We start from the raw sequence: 13954 nt of genomic DNA on the forward strand, positions 1-13954 counted from the left end.
TTAGTCACATATGATTTGTTATGGAAGAATGATTATTTATAAAAAAGAGGGGATAATTAAAATGAGGATGAAAAAACGGGTATTAACATTTGTGTTAATGATGGTGTTTTTGGCATCATCAACAATGACAGTTCTTGCTGAAAGTAGAACTTCAGGAGGTGCACTAGTAGCAAAATTTCCATCTGGTGACATTAAGACGGATTTTCCTACTACAACAGATATTCCCATCCAGACTATAGATGGATATAAAATGCAAGAACCAAGTATATCTTCACCACCGAATATTAAGAGCAATACTCAGGTTAAAAGCTTTTCAGATCCTGCTTATTCTGCCACTAAAGCAGTTGCAGATAAAAAAGCTTCAATTATTATGTCTTCTACTTCTTCTAAATGTACAAGCTTACAATATGCATTAATAGATAATGGAAAGATTGCGCTGTCCGGTAATGCAGGTTTATCTTCAGTAGAAAATAATACAGTACCAACAGCTGACACTATGTATGGTATAGGTTCAGTAAGCAAGATGTTTGTAACAACAGCGGTGATGACATTAGTAGACAAGGGGAAAATTAATTTGGATACCCCGGTTATACAATATATTAAAAATTTTAAAATGGTAGATGACAGATACAAAAAAATAACAGTTAGAATGCTCCTAAATCATTCATCAGGATTAATGGGTTCCAGTTTTTCAAATGCAATGCTTTTCGGAGATAATGATAAATATGCCCATGATACTTTTTTAGCTAAATTAAGAACACAACGCCTAAAGGCAGAACCGGGTGCGTATTCAGTATATTGCAACGATGGTTTTACCCTTGCTGAAATTCTAGTGGAGCGTGTTACAGGATTTAGTTTTACAACCTATATAACTAATACAATCCTAAATCCTCTGAAAATGGATGATACCAAAACACCGGCGAGTATATTTGATAGGGGAAGACTAGCTAAGACATATACAGGTGCAGTTTCTGGCCCATTACCAACTGAAAATGTGATTGCATTTGGTGCCGGCGGGATTTATTCAAGTGCTGAAGAATTATGTAAATTTGCAACAACTTTCACTAATAATTCTAATGGAATAATTTCAAAGCAATCCATGAATAAGATGGAGAACAAGGAATATTTAAGAGGTATTTGGCCAAAGGATACAGATACAGATAGTATATTAGGCTATGGATTAGGCTGGGATGATGTAAATACTTATCCTTTTAATCAATATAATATAAAAGCATTGTCAAAAGGTGGAGATACGAATTTTTATCACAGCAATTTGATAGTTTTACCGGAACAAAATATGGCTGTGGCAGTAGTAAGTTCTGGATCATCAAGTACCTATGATCAGGTAATGGGTCAGGAAATACTTCTTGCTGCATTAAAAGAAAAAGGTGTAATAAGTGTAATCAAACCGTATAAGACTTTTCCTATAGCTGAAAAAACAGCTGTTCCAGCGGAAATGAAAAAATATGAAGGTTTATATTTGTCTTCTTCAGGATTTATGGATGCCAAACTTGATGAGTCAGGTACATTAAGTTTATCATATCCTAATATGCCGCAGTATGGTACACTAACCTGTTATTATACCAAGGATGGAACATTTATGTCTGATGATAGAACTCAAAGATATAAGTTCGTAGAAGAAACAAATGGAAAAACATACCTTGAACAGGGTATTTATTCAAATCTGTCTCCTTTAGGGCAAATCGCGCTGGATCAGTACATTGCACAAAAGGAAAATGTAAATACATTAACGGAGAATGTTTCTAAAGTCTGGACCAAAAGAGATGGAAAGAAATACTACCCGTTAAACGAAAAGTATTCTTCTATAGTATATCTTTCATGTCCAATTCAACAAGTTGGTTTTTCAAAAGGATTTGAAGGATATTTAGGTATTGATAAGATTGTAGATAAAAATACCGCTGCGGCTGTATTGGACGGACCAGGTTTAATGTCACGTGATCAAAACGACATTAATTTTTATAGAAAGGGCGGGTTTGAATACTTAAGTGTAGCTGGCAGGCTTTACGTAGAAGAAACTGCAATTGAAACTCTTTCAGCAGAAAATCAATTCACATGTACAATTGACAAAGATGGATATGCAAAATGGTACAAGATTGGCAGTGAATCAGCTGATAGGAAAATCACTGTAGATATACCAAAGAATGCAGCATTTGTAGTTTACGACAGCAATGGAAAGTTGGTGAATGATTCTACGATTACAGGTGTTAACAAAACTATATTGCCTAAAGATGGGACAATCGTATTTTTAGGTGATGCTCACGCTGAGTTTAAGATTCAATATAATTAACAGAACAGCTCTCAGCATTGATTCATCTGCAGTTTAATTTATATAGAGTCAAGTAGCACTAGTTATGCTTAAAACTAATGATCTTTATTCCAAAGCTACACAATTTTGTAGCTTTAGAATAAGGTTTGATTGAAATATTCATGATTTAAAATATAGGAGATATTTTTATGCCATTAAAGAATATTAACCAGCCGCCAATTATTAAAATTGATACCAATCTAAGATTAATAGTTCTAGATAAAAGTGATTGGATAGTCGCGTTAAAATGGTATCATAATCCTAAAATACTATATTACTCTGAAGGTATTACTGACGAAAAAACTTATGATATAGATACAATCAATAGAATGTATGAATACTTAAGCAACATAGGTGAGTTATATTTTATTGAAATAAATGAAAATAATAAATGGGTATTAATTGGTGATGTAACACTATCAGAAAAAAATATGCCGATTATTATAGGCGACGAATACTATTGGGGCAAAGGAATAGGTTATATTGTAATTAATACGCTCATAAATAGGGCAAAAGTAATAGGTATAACCAAAATAAATATCCCCACAATATATTCATATAATAAACGTTCACAAAATTTGTTTAAGTCAATTGGATTCATTGAACTAAATACCAGCAATCCGAATAAATCATATGTTTTAAATATAATATAATGTTTGTAAAATTAAAAGAATATGGTAGTTTAGACTATAAAAGATCATTAAATAAAATATTGTGCTTATTTGTATTTAGTTATACGTGTCTTGAGACACAGCTAGTATCAGTCACTTATAGGGCTAGTGTGGGTGGCCATGAATTCCAAAATACTCTTGTCCACACATCATTTGCAATTTGGGAAATTTTTCAAATAAGTTGACTCATATGGTAATATATGGTAATATAAATTTACAACATAAAAGCTAAATATATCCTAAAGGAGGCTAATTGTTATGAAAGATTCCGTTATTGTTATTATTATTTTCTAATTGCAAATTTTATATAAACAATAGTATAGATTTAATCTGTATTATTGTTTATATACCTACATTATATTCTTACATAGGAGGGAATTATGGAAAACTACTTTGATAATACCTATATTAATTTTTACAATGATTATTTAAATGAATCAATAACAAATGAAGAAGTAGACTTTATTAAAAGTTTTATTGACAAATCTGATAAAGTATTAGATTTATGTTGTGGACATGGTAGACATACAATAAACTTAAAAAAGTCAGGGGTAGATGTTGTAGGAATAGATAATAGTATACAAGCAATAGAATATGCAAAAGCTGAAGCAACTAAAAATAATTTAGGCGAGGATATGTTTAAAACTGTTGATATACTGAAAGATAGTATACACGAAAAATATGATGTGATAATTTTATTAGGTAATTCGTTAGGGTTATTTTTGAATGAAGATTGTAATGTTTTAGAAAAAGTCAGAAAAGCTCTAAAACCGGAAGGATATTTTATTTTAGATTTAACTAATAGAGATTATATTCTAAAAAATTGGCAACCCAATTATTGGCTAGAGAAAAATAATAACTTTTGTTTACATAAAAATAGTATTGATTTTAAAAATAATGTATTGGAATTAAAAGAATTTCGTATAGTAAATAATTCGATTCAAAAATATGAATGTAAAACAAATTTATATTCTTTTTATGATATTAACTCAAAAATCAGCAAAAGTGGTTTTAACTTAGTTGAATCTTATGGCGGTTATAATAAGGAAGAGCTAAGTGTGAATTCCACATCTCTTCTTATGGTTTTAAATATAAAAAAAGATGATAGTGATGAATTTAAAAAAAAATAGCAAAAGGCAGTTGGAAATCTAAAGCTCTTCTATTGCTATTAAGTAACGGGTTTTCATCCATAGGAGATTACATTTATTTAGTTGCTATTAATATCATTATTTTAGAAAAAACTAATTCACTATTAGCAGTATCATGTATATGGATAATACCATATATATCATCAATATTAACAAAATTCTGGTCTGGCAGTATAACTGATAGATATAATAAAAAGAAAATGATGATACTTGCTAATATAGTTAATGGTTTAATATTATTTTCAATGGCAAATATCAATAGTATAATGATTATTTATATATTAATATTTTTACTTAATATAAGTATAGCTATATTAGGGTCGGTATCTCTTCCATATACAACTGAAAATATACCTCAAGATCAAAGGAAAAGATTTAATTCCATTCAGGGTATGCTAACCAATGGTTCTATTGTTATCGGACCTGCTATTTCTGCGTTTATACTTAGATTTTCAAATGGTTCAATAGCAATTATAGTAAATGCAATAACATTTTTTGCATCAGCTATATTTTTAAGCTTTATGCCTAAAATTCATAAGAAGGTCATTAATAAAAATAAAGAAAATATCAAGGCAAAATTGATAAATGATTGGAAAGATATTTACGATTTTATGCTACGTAAAAATTTAAAATTCACTATATTAAATTTATTATTTATAATCATTGTTTCTATGGGCGTGGCATTAGATTCTCAAGAAGTAGTTTTTGCTAAAAAAATACTAAATCTAAACTATTCACAATACAGTTTATTGTTCATGATAGCTGGTGTTGGATATGTTTGTGGTTCTGCTTTTGTTATTCCGTTATTAAACAAAGTGTCTAGTAATAATCTTTTAAAGATCGGTTCAATATTTAGTGCAATTGGATTTATCATTTATTCAACTTCAACTTCATTCATTATGGCAATGATTGGATTTTTTATTTTAGGTTTTTTTCAGTCACAGTTTAATACAGGATACTTAACGCGGCTACAAGAAACTGTTCCTTTAGATATATTAGGAAGAATTTTTAGTAGTATTTCATTTTTTCAAAGTATAGTAATGATTACTTTTATGATTTTAATTGGACTATTATCAAATTATTTTGGAATAAAGTATGTAATAATAATAAGTACGTTTTTAATACTTATTATTTCAATTGTAATGGCTAGTGTGATTTCTTTTAGTGAACTTCAAGATAAAAGATTAAAAATAAAAGATTAAAAATAAAAGATTAAAATATAGTGGTGCAACAAACGAAACCGATAAAGCTCACTCTAAAGACTATAATTCCATAAGCTTTCGGTTGTGGTGCTTGAATAAAACTATTATAAATAGGCGATTTACATGTGTTTATAAGATAAAATACATCTAGATCATTAATATGCTCCCCTTTCTGGTAACAGATTTTTTATTATTTAATCTGTCTACTTTAAGGGGAGCATATTACTATGTCCTTAATCTGCTTATTATTATTATTATTATTATGAATTCAAATGACTAACCTCTATCATTGTTGCCACTTCCTTGAAAAATACTCGTATCATATTTTTAAGATAAGAGTCTTTAACCATAAAAAAACAAATAATTTAATACTATTTATTTTTTAATAAATTGGTTTCGATACATAAATCCATTTTAAAAAATCTATGACTTTGCTAACGTGGGCAGAATTTGATATTATACACATTACTTTATTTTTTGAATCGAAATTTATGAACTTTAAAACAGGAAGATTTTCCACATTTATACCATAAGGTTCATCAGTTTTGTCTAAGGCTTTTATTTTACCATTGACCAAAGAGGAATCAGTTAGATGGAGACTGGAAAAATCAGGAATAGTTGACAGCTTCATAAATAGACCCTGTTTAACATAGGTGTCAAAATCTTTTTTATCTAGTATTACAATATCTACTTGTCGTGTATCAATTGAAGCTGTAAGTTTTTGCCAAGTAATTGAGTTAGTATCATCCTGAGGATCATCATTTGTTTGTAAAAATTCAAAAGTAATATCTTTCTTTTTCTTGTAAGTTTTAATAAGAGTATCATCTGCTTTATTTTTGAGTTGCTCTTGTTTATCTGCATCTACATATTTACCTATTAATGTTATATTTAGCACAGCTTCTTTGCTATTAATTATATTTACTAAAAAGAAGGAAATACTTACCAACAACACTATTATTACTGTAATATGAAATTTATAATAATATAAAATATAATTTATTTTTTCTTTCAAATTCATACTTCTAAGTCTTTCTTTTGTACTTAAATGTTCCATTTTTAATTCACCTTCTTTTTATTTTATGTAATAGAATTGAAGATAATTTTTAGCAAAGCGATTTATTATTTTTTAGAATATGCATTAATGCATATTCTATTGCGACAATAAAAAACATAAACCATAACTTATATTAATGTACAATAAGTAGGATTAAAATACAATATAAAATAAAAAAAATAAGTTTTTGTAAAATGAGAAAAAATAAGTTTTTGGTAATTTTATATAAAAAGCAATCCCCGTATATTAGAAATTAGGTCTAATGTTTAATACTAGAGAATGATGTATGAGGTGTGTATGATAAAAAAGTTGACAAGTAATATTTAAAATGATAATATAAAAATATAGTTTATGAATACGTATTCATAAAGAAAAAACAAACGCCAAGAGAAGGTGAAATCCGTAGTAATAACCCACTGTTTCAAAATTAATAGTAAAGGAGCATTTCTATGACTTTGATTAAAACTGAAGGTAATGTAAAAAAATTAAAACAAAATAGTTTGATTAAACATGAAAATAATACCAAAAAATTAAAGTATATAAGAGATAATTATCAGCTATATTTATTTATATTACCAGCATTGGTGCTTACCATTATATTTAAATATGTACCTATGTACGGTACAGTAATAGCATTTAAAGCCTACAACCCTTTAAATGGTATTATAGGAAGTCCTTGGATTGGTTGGGATAATTTTAAGCAATTTGCAACAACCCCAGATTTCATGAATATGCTATTAAGTACTTTAAAATTGAGTGCCTATGGTCTATTGTTTGGTTTTCCAATACCAATTATTTTAGCACTTATGATGCATAGAGTTAAAAGTGTTGGACTTAAGAAAAAGATGCAACTTATATTATACGCACCAAATTTTATTTCATCGGTAGTTATTGTAGGTATGATTTTCATTTTTTTATCTCCAATAGGACCCATAAATCAAATTATTACCCTATTAGGTGGCAAGAGTGTGAATTTTATGACCGAACCTGGTTGGTTTAGACCAATTTATATTATAAGTGGTATTTGGCAAGGTGCTGGATGGGCGTCTATAGTATATCTTGCTGGACTTTCCAATGTGTCACAAGATCAACTGGATGCTGCATTAATAGATGGAGCAAATATTTTTCAACAAATTAGACATGTGGATTTTCCAGCTATCAAAGCAATAACTGTTATACAGTTTATTCTAGCAGCTGGGAATATCATGAGCATTGGTTTTGAAAAAGCATTTTTAATGCAAACATCCATGAATATTTCAACCTCTGAAATTTTGCCTACATATGTTTATAAGATAGGTTTACAAATGGGAGATTATGGGTATTCAACTGCTATAGGTCTTTTTAATTCTGTAATCAATGTAATATTGCTTATAGCTGTTAACAAAGTTGTGAAGAAATTAAATGATGGACAAGGGCTATAATTACAAAGATAAAGGAGGAGAGAAATGTATAAAGGAATATCCAAAACTGATAGGATTATATTAATTTTAAATAATGTATTGCTTGTGATGTTAGTTATTTGTGTATTGGTACCATTAATATATGTAGTAGCTGCATCTTTTACAAAACCCAATGCATTGTTAAATAGTGGACTTACAATAAATCCCGCTGATTGGACATTAGAAGGTTACAAGAAGGTATTTAGTGATCCAGAAATGCTAATAGGTTTCAGAAATTCAGTATTTTACGCAGTAGCGTTTTCATTTATTTCAGTTATATTAACTTTGTTTGCTGCATATCCGTTATCCATAGAAAATTTTGTAGGTAGAAAAACTCTTATGACAATTTTTGTTATCACAATGTTTTTTAATGGCGGTCTTATACCAACATATTTAGTAGTAAAAAATTTAAATATGTTAGATAGTGTTTGGGCAATTCTCTTACCGGGTGCCATTAATGTATGGAATCTTATATTAGCTAGAACATATTTTCAAGGTATTCCAAAGGAGTTAAGAGAAGCTTCTATAGTTGATGGTTCAAGTGATACTCAGTATTTTTTTAAGATATTATTACCATTATGTAAACCAATAATTGCGGTATTAGTATTATATCAATTTGTTGCTCAATGGAATTCATATTTTGATGCTATGATTTATTTAAAAAACACTAATTTAGAACCATTACAGATTGTACTTAGATCAATTCTGGTTCAAAATCAAACTACTTTAAATATAGGAAGTGACGCTGCAAGCACAGCTCAGTTACAGCAAATAGCTCAGATGATTAAATATTCAAGTATTGTTGTTTCAAGTTTACCATTAATAATAATGTACCCTTTCTTCCAAAAATATTTTGAAGAAGGTATATTAGTTGGATCTATAAAAGGATAATAACACCATATAAATTTGTTTAAATCATCTTTTGTAGCATAAATGATATTGTATATGGTTGCAGGAGAGTTAACAATAAAGTTAATGATTTAAAGTATCATAAAAAATTTAAAGCGGGGGTATTTAAATGAAAAAAATTAATTTGGTAGTAAGTTTAGCACTAGTTGTTAGCATGCTAGCAACAGGGTGTGGGGCAAGCGGAAGTAAATCTAGTACATCTGGAACTTCAAAAGCCAAGGGAACAAACTCATCACAGGGATATGGACTTACTAACGTGAGCTTTCCTTTGAAAAGTAAGGTGACTATGAAGTTTTTGACACATAGTTCGGCTTTGGCACCAAGTGATCCTAATAAAAAGTTGATTTTCCAAAGGCTTGAAAAATCTACAGGTGTTCATATTGATTGGACAAATTATACTGATGATTCATTTAATGATAAAAGAAATTTGGAACTCGCAAGTGGAGACCTTCCGGATGCAATTTTTGATACTAATGGTATGACTGATAATGATATATTAAAATATTCATCACAAGGTGTTATTGTTCCTTTGGATAATTTAATAAATAAAGACATGCCAAACCTTAAGAAAATTCTTGGTACTAATCCTGAATATAAATCAATGATAACAGCACCAGATGGACATATTTATTCATTACCATGGATTGAAGAACTCGGAACAGGCAAAAATGCTATTCAAGCTTTAGATGATACGCCTTGGATAAATAAGAAATGGCTAGATGAATTAGGACTACCAATGCCAACAACTACAGATGACTTAGAAAAAGATCTTCTTGCTTTCAAAAATAACGCAGCAAAGCTAGGTACTAATGTAATTCCAATGTCTTTCATGATTAATCATCAAGGGGAAGATCCTTCAATGCTTCTTGGAGCTTTCGGAATGGGTGATAACGATGATCATTATATGGTTACAAATGATAAAAAAGTAGTTTATTCTACAACTCAACCTGGATATAAAACTGGAATAGAATGGATGAATAAACTTGAAAATGAAGGTTTGATAGATAAGGAAGCATTCACTCAAGATTGGAATACTTATGAAGCAAAAGGTACAGCTAAACGTTATGGATTATATTTTACTTGGGATAAAGCAAATATTTCAGGAGCATCTGATGATTATGTTCAGTTGCCTGCATTAAAAGGACCAGACGGACAGATAAATGTGCCACGAACTAATGGTATTGGTTTTGACAGAAATAGGGCAGTAATCACAAGTTCAGATCAAAATCTTGACTTAACTGCTAAGTGGTTTGATCAACTTTATGCACCCGTTCAATCAGTTCAAGACAACTGGGGTACCTATGGAGATAAAACACAACAAAATATTTTTGAAATGACGAGTCAAGGAAATTTAAAACATTTACCACTTTCAGGAACTGCACCTGTTGAATTAAGGCAGAAGACATGTGTAGGTGGACCTTTAGCAGTACTAAATAGTTATTTTGGTAATCAGACTACAAAGCCAGCCGATGCTGCTTGGAGAATTAATATTTTACAAACAACTTATGTACCATATATGAAAACTACTTATAACTATCCTCTTGTTTTCATGAATTCAACTGATGAATCTCAAGTAACACAACTTGATACAGCAGTTAAAACATATACAGAAAGAATGAAAGCACAATGGATATTAAAAGGTGGAATAGATACTGATTGGAATAGTTATCTAAACACAATGAACCAAACAGGACTTACTAAGTTACTCACTACCAAGCAGAAATATTTAGATACTTATTTTAAGGCTCAAAAAAAATAACTCGTATTAATAATTGCTTAAAATTTACAAATAAGAATAAGTTATGTGTAATAAATACATGCATATAACTTATTCTTATATATAAACAGAAAAAATATACATGATAGATTAAACGATTTTAAATTAATTATGACGGAGGGAAAACATGGATCTATATAAACCACAATATCATTTTATACCAGAAAAAAATTGGATGAATGATCCCAATGGGCCCATATATTACAAAGGAAAATACCATTTGTTTTATCAACATAATCCTAATGATTATCATTGGGATACAATGCATTGGGGGCATGCTGTTAGTGAAGATTTAGTTCACTGGGAACATCTTCCTATAGCTTTAACTCCTTCAAATGAATTAGGAGAAACACATTGTTTTTCTGGTTGTGCTGTGATAAATAACGATGGACTTCCAACAATATTTTACACAAGTATAGGTGAAAACGAAAGAAATGGAAAAGATGGAGCGCAGCAATGGATGGCCGTTAGTCATGATGATATGATTACTTGGGAAAAATATGATTCAAACCCTGTATTAAAATTAAAATTACATGGAAAAATGAATATAAAAGAATGGCGTGATCCATTCATTTGGAAAGAAAATGAAGTTTGGTACATGGTATTAGGTGGGGGCTGTGAAGAGAAAGGTTGTGTTCTAATATACAGTTCTTTGGATCTTATGAATTGGAAATTCTTAAATAAAATGTTTGAAGCACCTGAGTTTAAGTTTTTAGAATGTCCTAACATGATAAAATTCGGTGATAAGTATGTACTGGTTTATTCTCCAAGTGATATAGTTAGATATCATGTAGGAACTTTAAACGAAGATTTTACATTTATATCAGAATATGAAGGAATATTAGATAATAGTGGGTGGGAAGGCTTTTATGCTCCTAATACATTAATAGATCCTATTGGAAGAAAAATAATGTGGGGTTGGATGACAGAAGTTTCCAGAGGAGATTTTGAAGGAGCTAACGGATGGGCCGGTGCTCAATCTATTCCTAGAGTACTTACTTTAGACTCACATAACTCACTAAAAATGGAACCATTATCTGAGTATGAGATGCTTAGATATGATGAGGAATCATATAATAATAAAATCATTAATAAAAACAAGATAATTTTAAAAAGCAAGGGTAGAGCATTAGAAATAAAAATTACAATTAAAATAAATGGAGATGAAGATTTCTCTTTAAATGTGTTTGAATCACCTGATAATGTAGAAACAACAACAATTAGATATGATGCAGTAGTAGGAGAAATTTTTGTGGATAGAAGTAAGTCCAGCATTTCTGAACAGGTGCATAAAACTATACTTAAGTCTCCATTGAAAAAAGAAGTTGGACAATTACTTAGTATTCGTGTATTTGTTGATCATTCAATTATTGAAGTTTTTGCTGATAGTGAGATTTGTTTGTCAACAAGAATATATCCTACACTGGAGAACAGTGAAAATGTAAGCCTAGAACTTAACAAAGGAAATGAATTAAATATACAAGAACTTAGCTTGTGGAAAATGAAGAGTATTTGGTGAAAACTATAAAATTATTTGTACAACATTAGTATTTATGATTTTTAAGAACATTTATTATTAGAAAGCTAATAATAAATGTTTGTATAAATCTTTTATACATTATTTTTCCAATTAGGAAAATGAATGTTTTGACAGAAGAGATGAGGATGAATATGAATAAAAAAAGACAATTTAGTGAAGGATTAATTTTTGCTATTTCAAATTACTTTTTTTGGCTTTTATTAGGGAATCTATATTTTTGGATAATGAATATTCCATATATATTTGTGGCTATGACCATGAGTATGAATGGGAATATTCAAATTAATGTAATTTTAATTCTTTCATTGATACCTATGGGACCTGCATTAACAGCGCTATTAAGTGTAATGGGTAAGCTAACAAGAGAGGGAGATATTAATTTAACAAAATATTTTTTTAAAGCTTACAAGGAAAACGTATTTGACTCATTATTTTTTTGGACATTAGGGCTAGCTATTTTATTTGTAATAAAGATTGATATGATATTAATTAGTAGTAATTTTCACTTGTATTTTATTAATATATTTTTAAAAATTATAGCTGTTATTTGTATTGCTTTAGCATTCTATATTTTCCCTATAATATCCAGATTTCATTTGAAGAAAAGAGACATAATAAGATTATCGTTTGAATACTTAATAAAAAAAATCCACGTGTGTATAATATCTTTTGGAGTTATTTACTTTTTATGGAAAATTTCAAATAATACTTTTCAAGCTGTAATGATTTTATTTTCTGTAAGTATTATAACCTATGTAATAATGTATTTGCAAAAGAGTGTGCTTAAAGAGATTGAAGATAGATTAAAAAATAAAGATGAATCCAAGTTAGGAAATGAACATTAATTATTACTGAGTTTTTAAATTAAGTAAAGTGGTGATTATATTATGTCTTTAAATAAAATGAAACTGTCCAGTAAACTATATGTGGGTTTTGCCATTATGTTTTTGCTTGTTCTATTTATAGGAGTATTTTCATTTGTAACAGTAAGTGGTGTTGGTTTTTCAATGGATAACTTAGTTGATCATAACAATAAAAAGCTCACTGAATCCTATTGTATGAAGGGATACTTAACTGATTCAGCAATTAGGTTATCAAACATATGTTCAATTAATAACCAAAATTATATGGATTCGCAAAAGAAACTCTTGGTAAATGATATATCATTTTATAATAAGAGTAAAAATATACTGAGAAAACTTGTGAGTACAAAAGAAGAAAAACAGCTGATGGCTCAAATTGATGTTAATGATAAAGATTACTTTCAGTTTGTTGATACTTCATTAGAAATTGATACGAGTACAGATTTTACCAGTATACAACTACAATCAATTGTTAATGATTTAGATAGTATGGTTAACCTTCAGCAGCAGTTGTCTCAGAATCTATCAACAAACACAAGAAATACTATAACTACTCTTGGGACACAGATAATTATTTTATTAATTATTTCTTTTATACTTGCAATTATTTTAGCTACAATAATAAGAAAATCAGTTACTAGTCAAGTAAAGGTCATTGCGGATGCAGCTTCAAAACTTGCAGATGGAGATTTGAATTTTGAGCTAAAATCAGTTACTAAAGATGAAATTGGTAAAACTATAGACTCTTTGAATACAGCAATTAAAAAATTAAATCTTAATCTTTCAGAGGTGAAAAAACAAAGTAAAAACGTATTCCAGGGCAGTGAAGCTACTAATATAGCATTCATTGATATAAGTAGTAGTATTGAGCAAATTTCTGCAGCAACAGAAGAAATCTCTGCTTCTATGCAGGAATCTAGTGCTTCTGTAGAAGAAGTTACTTCTATGGCTAGTACTGTTAAAGAACAAGCCAATAATTCTGTTTTAAAGACTAAAGCAGGTCTTTCTATATCCTCAAATATACA

11 protein-coding genes are annotated in these 13954 nt (G+C 29.2%); 10 read left to right on the forward strand and 1 reads right to left on the reverse strand.

What is annotated here, in order from left to right:
* Positions 1 to 61: 61 nt before the first annotated feature.
* The 4 genes from BR66_RS0103960 to BR66_RS0103975 all read left to right on the forward strand — a co-directional run bounded on the left by BR66_RS0103960 (position 62) and on the right by BR66_RS0103975 (position 5347).
* Complete coding sequence (locus tag BR66_RS0103960) at positions 62 to 2308, forward strand: serine hydrolase domain-containing protein (RefSeq protein ID WP_026881741.1); 2247 nt, start codon at positions 62 to 64, stop codon at positions 2306 to 2308.
* Positions 2309 to 2475: 167 nt separating this feature from the next.
* The gene (locus BR66_RS0103965) at positions 2476 to 2979 is read left to right on the forward strand and encodes a GNAT family N-acetyltransferase (protein WP_035795396.1); all 504 of its coding nucleotides are present in this window, start codon (positions 2476 to 2478) and stop codon (positions 2977 to 2979) included.
* A gap of 398 nt (positions 2980 to 3377) precedes the next feature.
* Positions 3378 to 4127: a class I SAM-dependent methyltransferase gene (locus tag BR66_RS0103970; protein WP_026881743.1), complete on the forward strand. Its 750-nt coding sequence runs from the start codon at positions 3378 to 3380 to the stop codon at positions 4125 to 4127.
* 32 nt (positions 4128 to 4159) lie between these two features.
* The gene (locus tag BR66_RS0103975; protein WP_026881744.1) at positions 4160 to 5347 is read left to right on the forward strand and encodes an MFS transporter; all 1188 of its coding nucleotides are present in this window, start codon (positions 4160 to 4162) and stop codon (positions 5345 to 5347) included.
* Positions 5348 to 5729: 382 nt separating this feature from the next.
* On the opposite strand, the gene BR66_RS0103980 is transcribed toward BR66_RS0103975, so the two are convergent.
* On the reverse strand, positions 5730 to 6401 hold the full coding sequence (locus tag BR66_RS0103980; RefSeq protein ID WP_026881745.1) for a type 2 periplasmic-binding domain-containing protein: 672 nt from the start codon (positions 6399 to 6401) through the stop codon (positions 5730 to 5732).
* A 449-nt stretch (positions 6402 to 6850) separates the two neighbouring features.
* Here BR66_RS0103980 and BR66_RS0103985 point away from each other — a divergent pair, with 449 nt between their 5' ends.
* From BR66_RS0103985 to BR66_RS24710, 6 genes are all read left to right on the forward strand, one after another.
* Positions 6851 to 7822 carry an ABC transporter permease gene (locus BR66_RS0103985; RefSeq protein ID WP_084156312.1) on the forward strand — a complete coding sequence of 324 codons (972 nt, stop codon included), beginning with the start codon at positions 6851 to 6853 and terminating at the stop codon, positions 7820 to 7822.
* A 24-nt stretch (positions 7823 to 7846) separates the two neighbouring features.
* The gene (locus BR66_RS0103990; RefSeq protein ID WP_026881747.1) at positions 7847 to 8731 is read left to right on the forward strand and encodes a carbohydrate ABC transporter permease; all 885 of its coding nucleotides are present in this window, start codon (positions 7847 to 7849) and stop codon (positions 8729 to 8731) included.
* 127 nt (positions 8732 to 8858) lie between these two features.
* Positions 8859 to 10508, forward strand: coding sequence for a type 2 periplasmic-binding domain-containing protein (locus BR66_RS0103995; RefSeq protein WP_026881748.1), 1650 nt, complete (start codon positions 8859 to 8861; stop codon positions 10506 to 10508).
* 145 nt (positions 10509 to 10653) lie between these two features.
* Positions 10654 to 12045, forward strand: coding sequence for a glycoside hydrolase family 32 protein (locus tag BR66_RS0104000; RefSeq protein ID WP_026881749.1), 1392 nt, complete (start codon positions 10654 to 10656; stop codon positions 12043 to 12045).
* A gap of 152 nt (positions 12046 to 12197) precedes the next feature.
* Entirely contained in the window at positions 12198 to 12911 is a 714-nt protein-coding gene (locus tag BR66_RS0104005; RefSeq protein ID WP_026881750.1) for a DUF624 domain-containing protein, read from the forward strand.
* A gap of 42 nt (positions 12912 to 12953) precedes the next feature.
* Positions 12954 to 13954 (forward strand): MCP four helix bundle domain-containing protein (locus BR66_RS24710; RefSeq protein ID WP_156946224.1); only part of this gene is annotated, 1001 nt, incomplete at its 3' end.

The organism is Clostridium akagii DSM 12554 (assembly GCF_000686725.1).
Classification (GTDB): Bacteria; Bacillota; Clostridia; order Clostridiales; family Clostridiaceae; genus Clostridium_I; species Clostridium_I akagii.